Origin of the sequence: Flavobacterium sp. NKUCC04_CG, from assembly GCF_019345525.1 — a bacterium.
Lineage (GTDB): Bacteria > Bacteroidota > Bacteroidia > Flavobacteriales > Flavobacteriaceae > Flavobacterium.
Window position 1 is genome coordinate 90,517 of the sequence record NZ_JAHKRA010000009.1, and the last position, 16,905, is coordinate 107,421.

Below are 16,905 nucleotides of genomic sequence, written 5' to 3' on the forward strand. Positions count from 1 at the left end.
GTTGTTTTCTTGATGTATAATTGTTATTTTTCGTTAAAAAAGCAAAATATTTTACTTAATATATGATTTTAATCATAAATTATGCGTTTTGTCTTTTTTAAATTTGTTTGTTAATTAATATTTTATACTATGAAAAGAATTTATTTTGGTTTCATATTTTTATGTGTTACCCTACTGTCTATCGGTTGTTCAAGTGACGACGGAAATCCCATTGTAGTTCCACCGGTTGAGCCAGAAATGACTCCCCCTTCTGCTGCGGTTTTTAAAGAGTTACAAAAAGAAGCCTTAAACAAAATGACTCAACGAACTAAATTTTCTGCAGAAGACGGACTTGTATTTGTTTCCGAAAAGGGAGTGGAATTACAAATACCTCCAGAGAGTCTTACGACTAAACAAGGCGCCATGGTTGAAGGAGAGGTAGAATTGGAATTTATAGAGTTTTACGACAGAGCTTCTATGGTTTTAGCCAATAAGCCATTGATGGGGAATAACGGCGAGGACGCCTATGTACCCTTAATTACCGGAGGGCAATTTTATATCAATGTTACACAGAATGGTATGGATTTACAAGGGCACTATTTTAATATGGTGGTACCGGCTGAAAATACGGGAACCTTGAATAATGAGATGACGCTGTGGGAAGGTCTTTTTAATGAAGATGGAAACTTGGAATGGAACGAATTTAATCCTGGGCAAGAATTAGGGGGAGTGTTTGCGGATGCTGAGACCAATAGTTACCAAGTTTATCTACGTGATTTTGGATGGACCAATATCGATATATTGGCTTCATTGGAAGGAGAGAAAACACCCATAGTGGTCAAGACTCCGGATGGTTATGATAATAAAAATAGCGCTGTTTATGTAGCTTATAAGGGAGAGCCAGGAGTATTGGCTTACTTAGATGTCTATAGCGTTAGTAGTGGAAGCTTTACCGAACATTATGGTTGGGGACCAATTGGCTTTGAAATGTATATCATTTTTGTATCGGAAAGTAATGGTGGATTGATTTATGCCATACAAGAGGTTAAGTTGGAAAAGAATAAAGTAATTACAATTGCTATGTCGGATTTGAAAAGCGCTACTGAGGCTGAATTATCTGCGATAATCAAAGCATTACCATAAATTTTTTGTTGTATTATAGTTAGTTTATGAAGAGGTGGTTTCCGATAGTAATAGGAGGCTGCCTCTTCTTTTTATTACGGTTGATTGAAAAAGAGTTTGGCAAAGTTTGTATTCTAAATATAAAAGCGTATTTTTGCACCCAATTTTATAACAAATAAAATCTAATATTTATGAATCATTATGAAACTGTTTTCATCTTGAATCCCGTTTTATCTGAAACTCAGGTAAAGGAAACAGTACAGAAATTTGAGGAATTTCTTACTTCTAGAGGAGCACAGATGGTATCAAAAGAGGATTGGGGCTTGAAAAAAATGGCTTACGAAATCCAAAACAAAAAAAGTGGTTTTTACCATTTATTCGAATACACAGTAACTGGAGAGATCTTGATCGCTTTAGAGACTGAATTCCGTCGTGACGAAAGAATCATGCGTTTCCTTACTGTAAGTATGGACAAACATGCAATTTCTTGGGCTGAAAGAAGAAGAGAGAAATTAAAATCTAAAAAAGCTTAATTATTATGTCGACTATTGAGCAATCTGCAAAAGGAAAAAAAGACGGAGATATCAGATATCTAACGCCTTTAAATATAGAAACAAACAAAGCTAAGAAATATTGTCGTTTCAAAAAATCAGGTATTAAATATATCGATTTTAAAGATCCAGATTTCTTATTGAAATTCGTAAACGAACAAGGGAAAATTCTTCCTCGTCGTTTAACAGGAACATCTTTGAAATACCAAAGAAAAGTTTCTGTAGCTGTTAAAAGAGCTCGTCATTTAGCATTAATGCCATATGTGGCTGATTTATTAAAATAAAAAGAGGCGAAAACTATGGAACTTATTTTAAAACAAGACGTACAAAAATTAGGATTTAAAGATGACTTAGTTTCGGTAAAACCGGGATACGGACGTAACTTTTTAATTCCTCAAGGGATTGCTATTTTGGCTACACCTTCTGCAAAGAAAGTATTGGCTGAAAACTTAAAGCAAAGAGCTCATAAAGAAGCTAAAGTAATTGCTGATGCGAATGTTATCGCTGAGGCGCTTAGAGCTTTAGATATTAAGATCACGGTTAAGGCTGGTGGAGAAAAATTATTCGGTTCTGTAACCAATAATGATCTTGCTGAAGTTTTTGCTAAAAACGGTCAAAGTATCGATAAAAAATTCATCACTTCTGGTATCATCAAACGTACTGGTAAATATGAAGCGACTGTTCGTCTTCATCGTGATGTAATCATTGAAATTCCTTACGAAGTTATTGCTGAGCAAGAATAATCAATTGATTTGATATACTAAAGCCTTCTCCAACGAGAAGGCTTTTTTTGTTATAGGTACTTTGAGGTTAGTGTAAGTAATATTCTTCCGCATGCTGATTACTGATTACTAGTTACCAATAAATATTTATTTTTGCCTTAATACATAAAAAGTTCCAACATGGATATCAACAAGCGTTTTGATCGGATATTGGCAATACTGGTTCAATTGCAGTCTAAGAAAGTGGTTACGGCACAGGAATTGGCAGCTCGTTTTGAGGTAAGCCTGCGGACTATTTATAGGGATATTCGTTCGTTAGAATTAGCGGGAATTCCCGTGTACAGCGAAGTTGGTGTGGGGTATTCTTTGGTTGATGGGTTTCGTATGAGACCGGTCCTTTTTACAAAAGAAGAAGCTTTGAGTTTTGGTGTAGCGGAAAAGCTGATGAGCACTTATCTCGATAAAAATCTTAGTGGACAATTCAGTTCGGCTTTATACAAGATGAAAGCCATGTTGCGCACTACCGATAAAGCGGTGGTCTCGACGGTAGAAAGCAAGGTGTTGGTCCGTTCTAAAACAGAACTATTTAATCAAGAGGTGCCGGAGGGTTTGTCTTTGTTGTTTGAAGGGATTTCAGTGCGCCTCTGTCTGTCTATTACTTATCAAAGTGTAGAGGCCTTGATGCCGTCAGTGAGGTTGGTAGAGCCGGTTGGAGTTTTTCACGAAAATGGCTTTTGGTATTTTGTAGCATATTGTCATTTGCGCTTGGATTATAGGCAGTTTCGATTAGATCGGGTACATCAAGTTGATTTAACAGAAAAACCGTTTGAAAGGCAACATAAGTCTTTAGAGTTTTATTTGGAAAAGCAACAACAAGACTTGGCAAGTCTTGTAAAAGTAAGAATTTCTGTAGATCAGGACGTCGTTAAGCATTTGAAGTGGGAGCGAGATTATTTTGGTTTTCACAGTGAGATTGAAAAGGGAGATCAAGTAGAGATGACCTTTATGTGTACAAACTTGAATAATGGATTTGCTCGCTGGTATATGATGTTTGGTGATAAAGCGAAGATTTTGGAACCCGAAAGTCTTAGGGAAACGGTTCGGGCATTTATTAGTGAAAATCTTAAAAATATTGATCAATTAAAATCATAAAAAAATCCAGTCTTAAAACTGGATTTTTTTGTACTTAACGTTCCCAGAAAAAAGGTGGTGTTATGTTCAGTGCTCTCAGATAGACAAAAGCTTGTGCTCTGTGGTGTATCTCATTATCTATAAAATAGAAGATGCTGTTTGTGAGCGAATTGTTGTATTGTCCAAACAGATTGAATTCTAAACGGAAATCCGTTTCGGGAATTAAAGCGTAGAGCGAATTGATTGCGATGGTGTCCTTGTCCCATTGTTGTAAGAGTTCCTCTTTGGTCTTGTAAAGATTGGTGTGTTCTGTAAATACAGAAGGTTCTCTTGATATGATTTCCTTTAAACCAGGTACGCCTATGGCGAGTATCTCGTGAATCATAACTGAGAAAGGGCGCATGTTTCCGATGGTAAATTCAAAAAGGTCTTTTTCTGGAAAAAGTTCAATTGTCCTGCGGGTTGACGCGCGATGTCCTTGCCAATGGATTAACAGCTCTTCTTTTGATAAGATGTTTGTGTTCATAGTATTTGTGTTTTAAATTATTTTTCAAAATTAGGGGGTGTCTATGACAACTGTTTGTCAGTAGTTGATGGACGATTTTGTTTTTTTTAAATAAAAGTTATAGTGGTTTTTTGTATAAAAATAGGGGAAGATTTAGAAAGTGTCGTATTTTTGATTTTTAAAAATATAAATTGAAATTACTTAGACGACATCTTTTTGTAGTACCTGTAAAGATGGTTTGCAAATGAGGTGAGCGGTCTCGGTTAATAAATATATCATTATGAAATACAGTCGTTTGACCAAGGAGCAATTTGAGGAAATGCACCAAGAATTTATTAATTTTTTGGTTTCTCAGCAGATTGATAAAAAGGAATGGGATGAGATTAAGGAGAAAAAACCTCAAGTAGCTGATCAGGAATTGGATGTTTTTTCCGATTTGATTTGGGAGGGCGTATTGACAAAAGCAAAATTTTTGGAGCACTATTCTAAAAATCACATTTTCTTATTTTCTTGCAACGAAACTCGAATCGATACGATAGTAATCAAAAGTCTAAAACAAGATGTTGATTTTTTATCTCAAAAGGGTTTGCAATGGTTAAGCGATGCCATTTTTACCGATGAGGTAGAAGTTAAGTATGGAGCTAAAGATTTTGAAGGTGATCGCAATACAGAGCTCTTCGGGATTATTCAGCAAGGGGCCATCTTGAGTGAAGGAACTTTGTATGGGGAATTTAAGGAAATGTTGAAATTATAATTATAAGGATTATGGATGATGTATTAAAACAAATCAATGCTTTGCGAGAGGAGCTTAACCTCCATAATTATAATTATTATGTATTGGATAAGCCGACAGTTACTGATTTTGATTTTGATCAAAAGCTCAAGCAATTGGAGCAATTGGAACAGCAGCATCCAATGTATTACGACGAAAATTCTCCGACGCAGCGCGTTGGAGGGGCTATAACAAAAAACTTTGAAACGGTTGCTCATCAGTTCAGAATGTACTCTTTGGATAATTCCTATTCCAAAGAAGATTTATTGGAGTGGGAGAAGCGTGTTCAAAAAGGACTGGGTGATGTTGCTGTGACCTATACCTGTGAGCTTAAGTACGATGGGGCCTCTATAAGTATTACTTATGAGAATGGTATCTTAAAACGTGCTGTAACGCGAGGTGATGGTATTCAAGGAGATGATGTAACCAATAATATAAAAACTATTAAGTCGGTTCCTATTCGGTTATCAGGCGATTATCCCGATAAATTTGATATACGTGGAGAAATCGTTTTGCCGTTTAAAGGTTTTGAAAAGATGAATCAGGATTTGATTGAAATCGGAGAAAATCCTTATTCAAATCCTAGAAATACCGCATCGGGTAGTTTAAAATTACAGGATAGTGCCGAAGTGGCGCGCCGACCATTGGAATGCCTTTTGTACACTATTGTTGGAGAGGAGCTGCCATTTACTACCCAATTCGAAGGATTAACGAAAGCCAGAGAATGGGGTTTTAAAGTGCCTCCTAATGCTCAATTGGCTCCAGATATGGAGGCTGTCTTTGAATTTATAGATTATTGGGATAAACACCGTCAAGACTTGCCCTATGAAACCGATGGAGTGGTGGTTAAAGTAAATTCTATTGATCATCAACAGGAATTGGGATATACTTCAAAATCACCGCGTTGGGCTATTGCTTATAAGTTTAAAACGGAGCAAGCCGAAACCATATTAAATACTATTACTTATCAAGTAGGTAGAACAGGAGCCATTACTCCAGTTGCAAATTTACAAGCGGTACAGTTAGCCGGTACAACGGTGCGGAGGGCTTCATTGCACAATGCAGATCAAATTGAAAAATTAGATATACGCGAGCGCGATTCGGTATATGTAGAAAAAGGTGGCGAAATTATACCCAAAATCGTTGGTGTGAATTTTGATTTACGTCCATTGGATTCTGTGCCTACTGTTTATATTACGCATTGTCCAGAGTGTCAAACGGAATTGGTGCGAAAAGAGAGTGAGGTACAACATTATTGTCCTAATTTTTACGGCTGTCCACCCCAAATTATAGGGAGAATTCAACACTATATATCCAGAAAAGCCATGGATATTGAGGGATTGGGTGGAGAAACGGTGGCTTTATTAGTCAATAATCATTTGATAGAAAACTATGCCGATTTATATGAGCTGCGAAAAGAACAGGTGGTACACTTGGAGCGTATGGCGGATAAATCTGCTGAGAATTTAATAAACGGTATCGAGAAATCGAAGCAGGTTCCATTTGAGCGGGTACTATATGCTTTGGGAATCCGTTATGTAGGTGAGACGGTTGCGAAAAAACTGGCAAATCACTACAAAACGATAGAAGCTTTGTCTAGAGCAACACTGATGGATTTGATTTTAGTCGATGAAATTGGAGAGAAAATTGCGCAAAGTGTGGTTGATTTCTTTGAAAATGACATAAACAAAAGTTTGATCGAACGATTAAAGAATTATGGAGTGCAGTTCGAAATGCAGTTTAAGGAAAGCACTGCCATATCCGATCGTTTTTCGGGAATGCTATTTGTGGTTTCTGGGGTTTTTGAAAAATTCTCTAGAGAAGAACTCAAACAGTTAATAGAAGATCACGGAGGTAAAATCGGAAGTTCTATTTCTGCCAAAACCACTTATGTTGTTGCTGGTAACAATATGGGGCCTGCAAAATTAGAGAAGGCAAATAAGTTAAAAATCAATATCTTGTCAGAAGATGATTTTATAAAATTAGTTCAGTAATAAGTGTTTTTCTATATTTAAAAGTAAGGTTGAGTGCTATTTAGTGTCGTAAAAGTACGGTAGTTTTGTAAAAAGTTTAAAAAGCAGTATTTTCTTTTTGGGGTTTCACAATTTAGGTAAGTTTAAATTGGTTAACTTTGTAAAGAACAATCAAGCCTATGTTTTTAAATATATTAAAGTACAAAATCCTTAAAAAATCGGCCGAAGCACAATTGTTAAAAGGACAGAAAATCGATTTGCTTGGAGAAATTAAAGAGGTGGGAGTAATCTTAAATCAAAAAGATTTCCCTAATAGGGAACTAATAATACAGGAATTAAGCAAACATAGAATCAAACCCGAGCAGCTGGTTTTTTTGATTAGTAATGCCGATTTAAAGACTTTAAAAGCCAATGAAATCGCTATAAAAGCAAGTCATTTTGATACAAGGGGACAGCTAAAAGACGAAAAGGTTGAAGGTTTTATTCAAAAAAAATTCGAATTGTTAATTAGTTATTACGACCTTGATGAGCCGTTGTTGTTGTGGTGTACTGCGCATTCAAAAGCAAAGTTTAAAGTGGGGTTTTCGAGTGTAAAAATCAATAATAACCACTTCGTATTGCAATTGGAAACCGGGCAACATAAAAGTTATATAGACGAATTGTTTAGATATATAGAAATTTTAAAAAAATAAGAAAATGCAATCATTTGTGGGTACTGGAGTTGCTTTGGTAACTCCCTTTAAAAGTGATTTTTCCGTTGATGTTGAAGCTTTAGAGCAATTGGTGGAGCATGTTACTAAAGGTGGTGTGGAGTATCTGGTGGTTTTGGGTACTACTGCTGAGTCGGTTACTTTGTCCAAAGCTGAAAAGGAATTGGTAAAGGCGACAATCATTGATGCTAATCAGGGGAGATTACCTTTGGTTTTAGGTGTTGGTGGTAATCATACGGCTGGAGTTATTGAAGAATTGAATGCTGAGAATCTAAAGGGGTTTGCAGCTATACTTTCGGTTTCTCCCTTTTATAATAAACCTACTCAAGAGGGGATTTATCAACACTTTAAAGCAATTGCTTTGAGTTCTCCTTTGCCTATAATCTTATATAATGTTCCGGGAAGAACGGCGAGTAATATGTTGCCGAGTACTGTAATTAGACTGGCTAGTGAATTTCCGAATATCATTGGAATTAAGGAAGCAGCAGGCGATTTGGTTCAGGCGATGCAGTTGATTCAACATAAACCCGCAAACTTTTTAGTGATTTCAGGAGATGATATGATTGCTTTGCCAATGGTTTTAGCAGGCGGATCTGGAGTAATTTCGGTAATTGGTCAAGGATTTGCAACGGAGTTTTCTGAATTGATTCGATTGGGATTGAATCGGAAAGTTGATGAGGCTTATGCGCTTCACTACCAATTGGCAGAAAGTATTGACTTGATTTTTGAACAAGGAAATCCGGCTGGAATAAAAGAAATGTTGCAGGCGATGAAGGTGACAGGGAAAACAGTACGTTTGCCCTTAGTTAATGTTAACGAAGATTTAGCAAATAGGATTGAATCATTTGTTACTAAAAATTATAAATTAGCCAATCTATAAAAATATAAGAATCATGTTATCAGCAGATTTACAAAAAGCATTAAACGTACAAGTGAAAATTGAAGGAGATTCATCTCAGATATATCTGGAAATGGCTTCTTGGGCAGAAATTCAAGGATTTGAAGGAATTGCTACTTTTATGTATGCTCAGTCCGATGAAGAACGTCAACATATGTTGAAGTTGATTAAATATGTCAATCAAAGAGGTGGAGTAGCGGATATTCCTGCAATTTCCAAACCAGAACTGGATCATACTTCTTTTAAGGCGCTTTTTAAACAATTGTTTGACCATGAGGTATATGTGTCACAGAGTATTAACGACTTGGTGCATATATCTTTGACAGAGCGCGACTATGCGACGCATAATTTCTTACAATGGTATGTTTCTGAGCAAATCGAAGAAGAAGCTACAGCACGTACTATTTTAGATAAAATTAATTTAATTGGAGACGATAAAGGCGGACTTTATTTGTTTGATAATGATCTTAAGAACTTTAATCAACAAGTAAAGCTAACGGTATAGTTTGTTTATAAAATCTTGAAAAAATTCAAGAAAAGGTGTCTAATATTGACATCTTTTCTTTTTTACTATAAAAAGGTTTTTTATAATCCAATTAATACTTAAATTTGCATTTGCTTTCATAGAACTGTCTCGGGAAGTTTTTGTTGTAAACCATAGACTATGTGAAATCGTTACTTATAATGGGTTTGTTGTAAACAAGCAGGTTTAAAGAGAAAGCGATAGCATGTGACCTAAATATGAAATAATACCTACATATGAAAAAATATATATGCTTGTCTCTTTTAATGATAGTATTAGTCGGGTGTAGCCCGCTTCAAAAAGCGATGAAATCTGAGGATGTCGCTTATAAAAGAGAAGTAGCACAACAATTATATGATCAAAAAAAGTATAGAAAAGCACTCCGTCTTTATGAACAATTAGAGCGTGTAGGTAGGGGAACGCCAGATGCAGAAATGATGTTTTTTAACTTTGCCAATTCATCGTATTTTGTAAAGGATTATATGTTGGCTAGAGAGCGTTACAAATTATTTGCTGCGGCTTATCCTAAGAGTGCACACCATGAAGAAGCTTTATTGTTAGAAATAAAGTCTACTTTTGCCTTGTCGCCGGTCTATTCTTTAGATCAAGGATTTACACATGCAACCATTACAAAGTTGCAGGAGTTTATCGATACATATCCGGCATCAGAATATGCCATTGAGGCAAACCAAATCATGACCAAGGCGAATCAGAAATTGGAGAAAAAAACTTTTGAAAATGCCAAACAATTAAACACTATTGGTGGTTGGACCAGAGATTATACTGCTGCAATTATTGCTTTGGATAATTTTATTTTTGACTATCCAGGAACCATATATAAAGAAGATGCATTATATTATAAATTTGATTCTGCATATAATTTAGCGATTAACAGTGTGTATTCTAAAATGGAAGACCGTTTAGAAAATGCAAAAACCATGTATGAGGCTTTAATTAGGTTTAAAGAGGATACAAAATATAGAAATCAGGCCGACAGAATGTTGGAACGAGTTAATAACGATTTACAACAATTTTCAAAATAATTTTAGGATGGATTTAAAGAAAACGAATGCTCCAGTAAACACAATTACCTACAACAAAAACAAGATTGAGGAGCCTACAGGGAATGTTTATGAAGCGATAACTATTATTGCAAAAAGAGCGAATCAAATCAACGCAGACATCAAAAAAGAGTTGTTAGATAAATTGGATGAGTTTGCAACGTATAACGATAGTTTGGATGAAGTTTTTGAAAATAAAGAGCAAATCGAAGTATCTAAGTTTTACGAAAAATTGCCTAAACCACATGCTCTTGCAGTGGAAGAATGGTTAAATGGAGATATTACTTATAAAGAAGTTGTGAAATAATATATACTACAACATGTCAGTTTTAAGCGGAAAGAAAATAGTACTGGGTATATCTGGTGGAATTGCCGCATATAAGACGGCAAGTTTAGTGAGACTATTGATAAAAGCAGGTGCCGAGGTTCAAGTAATCATGACACCTGCTTCTCATCAATTTGTTACTTCGTTTACATTGTCAACCCTATCAAAAAAACCGGTTTATACCGATTTTTTTAATTCAAATCAGGCTACTTCAACGTGGAATAACCATGTCGAAATAGCGCTTTGGGCTGATTTAATACTCATTGCTCCTGCTACGGCCAATACCATTTCAAAAATGGTTAATGGAGCGTGTGATAACTTATTACAGGCGATTTATCTGTCGGCAAAGTGTCCGGTTTATTTCGCTCCTGCTATGGACTTGGATATGTATATCCATCCTTCTACGCAAAATAATTTAAAGGTTTTAGAATCTTATAAAAACCTGATGATTCCCGCTGAGAAAGGGGAATTGGCAAGCGGTCTTTTTGGTGAAGGCAGAATGGCTGAACCCGAAAATATTTTAGCTTTTTTATCAAAATCCTTATCGCAAACGCTATCTCTTAGCGGAAAAAAAATACTAATTACTGCCGGACCTACATACGAAGCGATTGATCCGGTGCGTTTTATAGGTAATCATTCGTCTGGAAAAATGGGTTTTGATATTGCTATAGCAGCTGCTGAGCAAGGTGCTCAAGTGACTTTAGTGACAGGGCCAACGCAACAACATATTCAGCATCCCTTGGTTAGCGTTATTTCAGTTTTATCGGCACAAGAAATGTATGATGAATGCCATAAGTATTTTGACGATACCGATGTGTTTATCGGCGCTGCCGCCGTAGCCGATTACCGACCTAAAAAGGTAGCTGTACAAAAAATAAAAAAATCTGCAGACGATTTTGTTATTGAACTCGAAAAAAATCCCGATATTTTAGCTTCTTTAGGAGCCGTTAAAAAACAACAGTTTTTAATTGGTTTTGCTTTAGAAACTGAAAACGAAATAGAAAATGCCCAACAAAAAATACGTAGGAAAAACCTGGATTTAATTGTACTAAATTCACTAAATGACGCGGGTGCCGGTTTTGGTTTACCTACTAATAAAGTGACATTTATCGATAAAAACTTTCATGTTGAACCTATGGATTTAAAATCCAAAGAAGCAGTTGCGGTAGATATTATCAATAAAATAAAGGATCACTATGCGTAAAATATTTTTGTCATTTGTTGTGCTGTTGTATTCTACTGTTGTTTTGGCACAAGAATTCAATGCTACCGTGACTGTCAATCACAGTCAGATTGGAAACAGTAATATGCAAGTGTTTAAAACGCTAGAAACTTCTTTAAAAGATTATATCAATACCAACCGTTGGACTTCTAAAAATTTTGGCTCCAATGAAAAAATAGATTGTACGTTTTTTTTTAACGTTACCGCTTATGAAAACAATGTGATATCGGGTAGTTTGCAAGTGCAATCGTCTCGGATTATTTATAATTCGACTTATACATCTCCCTTGTTAAACTTTAACGATAAAGATATTAGTTTTCCCTACACCCAATTTGAAAACTTAAATTACAACCCCAATAATTTCGATTCTAATCTAATGGGCTTGGTGGGCTACTATATCAATATTATTTTGGGATTGGATGCCGATTCTTTTTCAAAAAATGGCGGAACTGCTTATTATCAAAACGCGTCGAGTATAGTGTCTATGGCACAACAAAGTGGCTATAAAGGCTGGGCTCAAGGCGATGGTAACAATAATAGGTATTTCTTGGTAAACGACATTATGTCGTCAGCAAATGATGCCTTTAGAGAGTCGCTGTATATATATCACCTTCAGGGATTAGATAAAATGGCAGATGATACTAAAAAGGGAAAAGAAGCAGTGATGACTGCTATCGATACCCTTTCCAAATTATATGCCGTAAGACCAAATGCTTTTTTATTGCGTATTTTCTTTGATGCAAAAGCAGACGAAATTGTTTCTATTTTATCTGGTGGACCAAATGTAAATAAGCAAAAGACCGTCGAAACTTTAAATAAAATTTCTCCTTTGAATTCTTTCAAATGGAATAATTTATAATTGCTTAAAACAACCATTCATGCTGAGCGTATTATCCATTAAAAACTTTGCTTTAATCGAGCGTTTGGAAATTGATTTCTCGAATCATTTTACCATTATTACGGGTGAAACGGGAGCAGGGAAGTCTATTTTACTGGGTGCTTTAGGTTTGATTTTGGGAAAAAGAGCCGATTTGAGTTCGCTCAAAGCCAAAGACGAAAAATGTGTTATTGAAGCCCATTTTCAAATTGGAGCTTACAACTTAAAACCCCTATTTGAGAACTTAGATATCGATTACGAAGAAACGACTATTGTGCGTAGAGAAATTCTTCCTTCGGGTAAATCTAGAGCCTTTGTCAACGACAGTCCAGTGAATTTATCTGCTCTACAAGATCTGGGAGTGGCACTTATAGATATTCATTCTCAACATCAAACTCAAGAATTGTCTGACGAAATTTATCAGATTCAAATCTTGGACGCCGTAGCAAATAATAGCTCCATACTTTCAGAATATCAACGCGCTTTAAGCATTTTTAAAAAAGGGCAGACCCAATTAAAAAGTTTACAAACCGAACAAGCCGATTGGATTAAAGAACGCGATTACCATACTTTTATGTCTGAAGAGTTGTTTCAAGCACAACTCAAAGCGGGCGAGCAAGAAGTTTTGGAATCCGATTATGAAAAATTAAATAATATTGAATTCGTAAAAGAAGCTTTATCCAAGTCTTGGAGTTTGCTTAACGAAGATCAAATTGGGGTTAATACAGCACTTAAGGAAGTACGTACTGCGCTACAACGGATTGCGGGTTTTTCAAGTGATTTCAAGGAATTGTTTGAGCGCATCCACAGTGTAGAAATCGAACTTAATGATGTGACCAATGAAATGGAATTACAAACGGAAGCATTGGTTCACAATCCAGAACAATTGCGTGCTATTGATGAAAAGTTGCAATTGATTTATGCCTTACAAAAAAAGCATCAGGTTCAAAGTATAGCGGAGTTGTTGGTTATTGAAAGTGAATTAAATGAAAAACTTTTCTCTGGTAGTGATTTAGATACGAGAATTGATAAACTCTTAAAGGATTTAAAAAGTCAAGAAGATGCATTAAAAGACTTAGGAGCGCAGTTAACCCAAAAACGGAAAGAGGCCGTTCCTGTTTTGCAGGAAAAACTTTTAGAATTGCTGCGTTTGTTAGGTATGCCTAACGCTGCTTTTCAATTTGAGATTAAGCCAAATAAATCGTTTTTAAACAACGGTATGGATGATTTACAATTGTTGTTTTCAGCCAATAAAGGGATCGATTTTGGATTGTTGAAAAAAGTTGCTTCGGGTGGAGAATTGTCGCGAATTATGCTGGCTATAAAGGCGATATTGACGCAGTATTCTCATTTGCCTACGATTATATTTGATGAAATTGACACCGGTGTTTCTGGAGAAATTGCAGATAAAATGGGTGTCATCATGCAACGGATGAGTCAGAAAATGCAAGTGCTTTCGATTACGCATTTACCTCAAATCGCAGCCAAAGGAGATCATCACTATAAGGTTTTTAAAACCACTGTAGACGATTCAACCACCTCGCAATTGGTGTTGTTAAATGATGAAGAACGCATTGTTGAAATTGCTCAGATGCTTTCGGGAAAAGATATATCCGAATCGGCACTTGTACACGCGAAAGAATTACTGAACAAATAGGGAAGTTATGGAGGGAATCAATCATTATGAAAATGAGTTTATAAAAGCAGATCGTTTAATTTCAGATGGGGATGCGGCTATGGGTAAAGAAATCATAGAGGGTATTTTATCGGAGATACCTGATTTCGGACGGGCTCATAATCATTTGGGATGGATTTTTTATTATAAACTCTATGATTATGCTCGAGCGGAATACCACTACCAATTGGCGATGAAGTTTGAACCAACTTATGGAGCTGCATATTTGAATTACACTTATTTATTGGTTGATTTAAAGCGGTTAGACGAAGCCAAAAAACATATAGACTTTGCTATTAATACAGTAGGAAACCCCGACTTAGGTTCGTATTACTGCGAATTGGGACGATTATATGAAATAGGCTTAGATTTTATAAGCGCATATAAATATTATCGAAAAGCGCAATACCATTCGTATTCAAACTCGTTTATCGAGACACTGAAATTAAATGGAGAAAGGGTAAAAGATAAAATGAGTATATTTGAAAAACTTAAATTAAAATTTATTTAAAAGATATAGTTTATGTATAATTTGTTAAAAGGGAAAAGGGGAATTATTTTTGGCGCACTTGACGAAAATTCAATCGCTTGGAAAACGGCAGAACGCGTACACGAAGAGGGAGGGACATTTGTACTTACCAATGCACCTATTGCAATGAGAATGGGTACTTTAGATCAATTGGCTAAAAAAACCGGTTCTCAAATAATTCCTGCTGACGCTACATCTATGGAAGATTTAGAACAGTTGGTCGATCAGGCAGTAGCTATTTTAGGAGGTAAAATAGATTTTGTACTGCATTCTATCGGTATGTCTGTGAACGTTCGTAAAAGCATCCCTTATACGGAGAATAAATATGATTTTACCCAAAAAGGTTGGGATGTTTCTGCTGTTTCTTTCCACAAGGTAATGCAAGTTTTGTATAAAAAAGATGCTATGACCGAATGGGGAAGTATTATTGCATTGACTTATATGGCATCGCAACGCGTTTTTCCTGATTATAATGATATGGCGGATAACAAAGCATATTTGGAATCTATTGCTCGTAGTTTTGGATACTTTTTTGGGAAAGATAAAAAAGTTCGTGTTAACACGATTTCTCAGTCTCCAACGGCTACTACAGCTGGGCAAGGCGTTAAAGGTTTTTCAGGATTTATTTCTTACGCAGACAAAATGTCTCCTTTAGGGAATGCTTCTGCTTTGGATTGCGCTAATTATGTAGTTACCATGTTTTCGGATTTAACTAGGAAAGTGACCTTACAGAATTTATTTCACGACGGAGGATTCTCAAATATGGGAGTTAGTCAAGAAGTGATGGAAGCCTTTGAAAGAGGTTCGGACGATTCTAAAGTATAGTTTAAAATAATAGTTTAAAAATGGGACTTTCTTTTCAGATTGTCCCATTTTTTTTGCGGTATTGTAATTAGGGATGTTGGGCTATCAGGTGTTGATGTGAAATTTTACAATTACAGACCACTAATTACTGATGCAGCTTATTTAAGCAATTGTTTCCGCTTCATTAGGTCCTTCTATATAATTTGGAAGGAAACTGTGTTGTACGGGCTCTGTGCTGCTGTAATTGAAATGAAGTAAAGAGCGTAAATGAAATGAAAATACAATTGTTTCATCGGTTTTTTTGTAAAAATAGCTGCTTTCTACAATGTATAGAACCTACTTACAAAAAGGTTAGTTAATGAATAAAATGTGAGTTTATGAAAGTGGAATAGCGGATTTGTCTAAAATTGTAGCAATTAGTCAATATGGTATAATTGGTTGGGAAACCCCAAACCATATACGCGGTAAATAATGGCATACGGAAGTATTTTGAGGAACTATAATGCTATAGCGATATACGTAAATTATAAACGAGTAGTGGTTTAAATAAGAAGACAGCCTCGTAACTCCAAACAGTTATGTTTAGTGTAGTCTCTTAGCATAATAGCTTGTTGTTCTATTGATTCTTAAAGTCTAAACGATTTGTTTTATTACAGATAAATATAAAAAAAAGAGAGGCTGTCCTTTGGAGACAGCCTCGTCAATTAATTTATAATATGTTTTTTAGTGTCGTATTGAGTGAGTCTAAAATAGCCGAGTGGATAGTTTTTTTGATCGGTGATATTTTGAACATTTCCGCGAACTTGCCCTGTGGGAACTTCAAACGGACCACCACCTCCTTCAATAATTCCCAATAAGGTATTCATATAATTGTAATAGGACTTTGATATCCCATAGAGACGAATATTTAGCTCGTCACCAATTTTTATTTCATCACTAAAATAGGAAGTTTCCATTTTTTTACCTTGGGAAAATTTGTCACTAAAAACGCTATACGAATTTTTTTCGCCTTCCAGTTCATAACGTACCAAGTAGTAATTGTCCTCATCGGGGTTATCTTGGAAGTACGAAGTTATCTGATAAAGTTCTTCACTAAATATTTTTGTAATTGTTTGTTCTACTTCGATAATTTCCGGAACTTCTATAAGATTCTCTGTCGCTTCATACACTTCATTTTCATAAACGATTTGCAGTTTATAAGTATCTTCCAGATTGGCTGCGAAATAATCACAGTAGTATTCGCCAGTTTGTCCTTTTTCGGTGAATATAAATACTTTTCCATTGCTGCTTTCAACAGTAACTATGGCTTGATGTACTTTTGGAATTTCTTTGGAATAGTAATCGGTGGTCAACGACAAACGAATCATTTGTTCGCCGTTAAAAGCTCGAATATTAAAATCCAAATTGGCTTCAATAACCAAACGCGGTTCTGCTGTAGGTAAATCGATATCTACCACGGTTTCACAGCTCGTTAGACCTAAGCTAAAGAGCAAACCAAAAAATAGTTTTATATATGTTTTCATCGA

19 protein-coding genes are annotated in these 16,905 nt (G+C 35.7%); 17 read left to right on the forward strand and 2 right to left on the reverse strand.

Translation table 11 applies throughout. From position 1 onward, the window contains the following. The first annotated feature begins 129 nt into the window (after positions 1 to 129). From KO524_RS09000 to KO524_RS09020, 5 genes are all read left to right on the forward strand, one after another. A complete protein-coding gene (locus KO524_RS09000) occupies positions 130 to 1,122 on the forward strand; it encodes a hypothetical protein (RefSeq protein ID WP_219293127.1) in 993 nt (330 codons plus the stop codon). Between the two features lie 170 nt (positions 1,123 to 1,292). Continuing rightward, positions 1,293 to 1,634 (forward strand): 30S ribosomal protein S6, encoded by a 342-nt coding sequence (gene rpsF, locus KO524_RS09005; RefSeq protein WP_219293129.1) that lies wholly within the window; start codon positions 1,293 to 1,295, stop codon positions 1,632 to 1,634. 2 nt (positions 1,635 to 1,636) lie between these two features. Next, a complete protein-coding gene (rpsR, locus tag KO524_RS09010) occupies positions 1,637 to 1,936 on the forward strand; it encodes a 30S ribosomal protein S18 (protein WP_219293237.1) in 300 nt (99 codons plus the stop codon). Positions 1,937 to 1,951: 15 nt separating this feature from the next. Beyond that, complete coding sequence (gene rplI, locus KO524_RS09015; RefSeq protein ID WP_219293131.1) at positions 1,952 to 2,395, forward strand: 50S ribosomal protein L9; 444 nt, start codon at positions 1,952 to 1,954, stop codon at positions 2,393 to 2,395. A gap of 159 nt (positions 2,396 to 2,554) precedes the next feature. Then, a complete protein-coding gene (locus KO524_RS09020) occupies positions 2,555 to 3,526 on the forward strand; it encodes a YafY family protein (RefSeq protein WP_219293136.1) in 972 nt (323 codons plus the stop codon). A gap of 34 nt (positions 3,527 to 3,560) precedes the next feature. On the opposite strand, the gene KO524_RS09025 is transcribed toward KO524_RS09020, so the two are convergent. Beyond that, positions 3,561 to 4,031: a DinB family protein gene (locus tag KO524_RS09025; RefSeq protein WP_219293138.1), complete on the reverse strand. Its 471-nt coding sequence runs from the start codon at positions 4,029 to 4,031 to the stop codon at positions 3,561 to 3,563. A 259-nt stretch (positions 4,032 to 4,290) separates the two neighbouring features. On the opposite strand from KO524_RS09025, the gene KO524_RS09030 reads away from it, so the two are divergent. The 12 genes from KO524_RS09030 (at position 4,291) to KO524_RS09085 (ending at position 15,400) form a co-directional block, all read left to right on the forward strand. Continuing rightward, on the forward strand, positions 4,291 to 4,764 hold the full coding sequence (locus tag KO524_RS09030) for a DUF6495 family protein (RefSeq protein WP_219293140.1): 474 nt from the start codon (positions 4,291 to 4,293) through the stop codon (positions 4,762 to 4,764). 11 nt (positions 4,765 to 4,775) lie between these two features. Next, positions 4,776 to 6,776, forward strand: a complete 2,001-nt coding sequence (gene ligA / locus KO524_RS09035; RefSeq protein ID WP_219293141.1) for an NAD-dependent DNA ligase LigA — start codon at positions 4,776 to 4,778, stop codon at positions 6,774 to 6,776. A gap of 158 nt (positions 6,777 to 6,934) precedes the next feature. Then, positions 6,935 to 7,447: a hypothetical protein gene (locus tag KO524_RS09040; RefSeq protein ID WP_219293144.1), complete on the forward strand. Its 513-nt coding sequence runs from the start codon at positions 6,935 to 6,937 to the stop codon at positions 7,445 to 7,447. Positions 7,448 to 7,451: 4 nt separating this feature from the next. Then, a complete protein-coding gene (gene dapA, locus KO524_RS09045) occupies positions 7,452 to 8,345 on the forward strand; it encodes a 4-hydroxy-tetrahydrodipicolinate synthase (RefSeq protein WP_219293146.1) in 894 nt (297 codons plus the stop codon). Between the two features lie 13 nt (positions 8,346 to 8,358). Then, positions 8,359 to 8,868, forward strand: coding sequence for a ferritin (locus KO524_RS09050; protein WP_219293147.1), 510 nt, complete (start codon positions 8,359 to 8,361; stop codon positions 8,866 to 8,868). 254 nt (positions 8,869 to 9,122) lie between these two features. Next, positions 9,123 to 9,929 (forward strand): outer membrane protein assembly factor BamD, encoded by an 807-nt coding sequence (locus tag KO524_RS09055; protein WP_219293148.1) that lies wholly within the window; start codon positions 9,123 to 9,125, stop codon positions 9,927 to 9,929. A 7-nt stretch (positions 9,930 to 9,936) separates the two neighbouring features. Continuing rightward, positions 9,937 to 10,254: a DNA-directed RNA polymerase subunit omega gene (locus KO524_RS09060; RefSeq protein WP_219293150.1), complete on the forward strand. Its 318-nt coding sequence runs from the start codon at positions 9,937 to 9,939 to the stop codon at positions 10,252 to 10,254. A 13-nt stretch (positions 10,255 to 10,267) separates the two neighbouring features. Then, the gene (gene coaBC, locus KO524_RS09065; protein WP_219293151.1) at positions 10,268 to 11,476 is read left to right on the forward strand and encodes a bifunctional phosphopantothenoylcysteine decarboxylase/phosphopantothenate--cysteine ligase CoaBC; all 1,209 of its coding nucleotides are present in this window, start codon (positions 10,268 to 10,270) and stop codon (positions 11,474 to 11,476) included. Continuing rightward, on the forward strand, positions 11,469 to 12,353 hold the full coding sequence (locus tag KO524_RS09070) for a DUF4835 family protein (protein WP_219293153.1): 885 nt from the start codon (positions 11,469 to 11,471) through the stop codon (positions 12,351 to 12,353). The genes coaBC and KO524_RS09070 overlap by 8 nt, the downstream gene beginning before the upstream one ends. Before the next feature lie 19 nt (positions 12,354 to 12,372). Further along, the gene (gene recN / locus KO524_RS09075; RefSeq protein ID WP_219293155.1) at positions 12,373 to 14,028 is read left to right on the forward strand and encodes a DNA repair protein RecN; all 1,656 of its coding nucleotides are present in this window, start codon (positions 12,373 to 12,375) and stop codon (positions 14,026 to 14,028) included. A gap of 7 nt (positions 14,029 to 14,035) precedes the next feature. Then, a complete protein-coding gene (locus tag KO524_RS09080) occupies positions 14,036 to 14,557 on the forward strand; it encodes a hypothetical protein (RefSeq protein ID WP_219293157.1) in 522 nt (173 codons plus the stop codon). 12 nt (positions 14,558 to 14,569) lie between these two features. After that, complete coding sequence (locus tag KO524_RS09085; protein ID WP_219293159.1) at positions 14,570 to 15,400, forward strand: enoyl-ACP reductase; 831 nt, start codon at positions 14,570 to 14,572, stop codon at positions 15,398 to 15,400. 683 nt (positions 15,401 to 16,083) lie between these two features. Here KO524_RS09085 and KO524_RS09090 read toward each other — a convergent pair. Further along, entirely contained in the window at positions 16,084 to 16,902 is an 819-nt protein-coding gene (locus KO524_RS09090; RefSeq protein WP_219293161.1) for a DUF4249 domain-containing protein, read from the reverse strand. Between the last annotated feature and the right edge of the window lie 3 nt (positions 16,903 to 16,905).

Excerpts from the sequence above, each read along its gene's own strand:
- recN (WP_219293155.1), top strand. The coding sequence starts at position 12,373 with ATGCTGAGCGTATTATCCATTAAAAACTTTGCTTTAATCGAGCGTTTG.
- rplI (WP_219293131.1), top strand. The coding sequence starts at position 1,952 with ATGGAACTTATTTTAAAACAAGACGTACAAAAATTAGGATTTAAAGAT.
- rpsF (WP_219293129.1), top strand. The coding sequence starts at position 1,293 with ATGAATCATTATGAAACTGTTTTCATCTTGAATCCCGTTTTATCTGAA.
- dapA (WP_219293146.1), top strand. The coding sequence starts at position 7,452 with ATGCAATCATTTGTGGGTACTGGAGTTGCTTTGGTAACTCCCTTTAAA.
- ligA (WP_219293141.1), top strand. The coding sequence starts at position 4,776 with ATGGATGATGTATTAAAACAAATCAATGCTTTGCGAGAGGAGCTTAAC.
- KO524_RS09020 (WP_219293136.1), top strand. The coding sequence starts at position 2,555 with ATGGATATCAACAAGCGTTTTGATCGGATATTGGCAATACTGGTTCAA.
- KO524_RS09040 (WP_219293144.1), top strand. The coding sequence starts at position 6,935 with ATGTTTTTAAATATATTAAAGTACAAAATCCTTAAAAAATCGGCCGAA.
- KO524_RS09000 (WP_219293127.1), top strand. The coding sequence starts at position 130 with ATGAAAAGAATTTATTTTGGTTTCATATTTTTATGTGTTACCCTACTG.
- KO524_RS09070 (WP_219293153.1), top strand. The coding sequence starts at position 11,469 with ATGCGTAAAATATTTTTGTCATTTGTTGTGCTGTTGTATTCTACTGTT.
- KO524_RS09085 (WP_219293159.1), top strand. The coding sequence starts at position 14,570 with ATGTATAATTTGTTAAAAGGGAAAAGGGGAATTATTTTTGGCGCACTT.
- KO524_RS09050 (WP_219293147.1), top strand. The coding sequence starts at position 8,359 with ATGTTATCAGCAGATTTACAAAAAGCATTAAACGTACAAGTGAAAATT.
- KO524_RS09030 (WP_219293140.1), top strand. The coding sequence starts at position 4,291 with ATGAAATACAGTCGTTTGACCAAGGAGCAATTTGAGGAAATGCACCAA.
- coaBC (WP_219293151.1), top strand. The coding sequence starts at position 10,268 with ATGTCAGTTTTAAGCGGAAAGAAAATAGTACTGGGTATATCTGGTGGA.
- KO524_RS09060 (WP_219293150.1), top strand. The coding sequence starts at position 9,937 with ATGGATTTAAAGAAAACGAATGCTCCAGTAAACACAATTACCTACAAC.
- KO524_RS09080 (WP_219293157.1), top strand. The coding sequence starts at position 14,036 with ATGGAGGGAATCAATCATTATGAAAATGAGTTTATAAAAGCAGATCGT.
- KO524_RS09090 (WP_219293161.1), bottom strand. The coding sequence starts at position 16,902 with ATGAAAACATATATAAAACTATTTTTTGGTTTGCTCTTTAGCTTAGGT.
- KO524_RS09025 (WP_219293138.1), bottom strand. The coding sequence starts at position 4,031 with ATGAACACAAACATCTTATCAAAAGAAGAGCTGTTAATCCATTGGCAA.
- KO524_RS09055 (WP_219293148.1), top strand. The coding sequence starts at position 9,123 with ATGAAAAAATATATATGCTTGTCTCTTTTAATGATAGTATTAGTCGGG.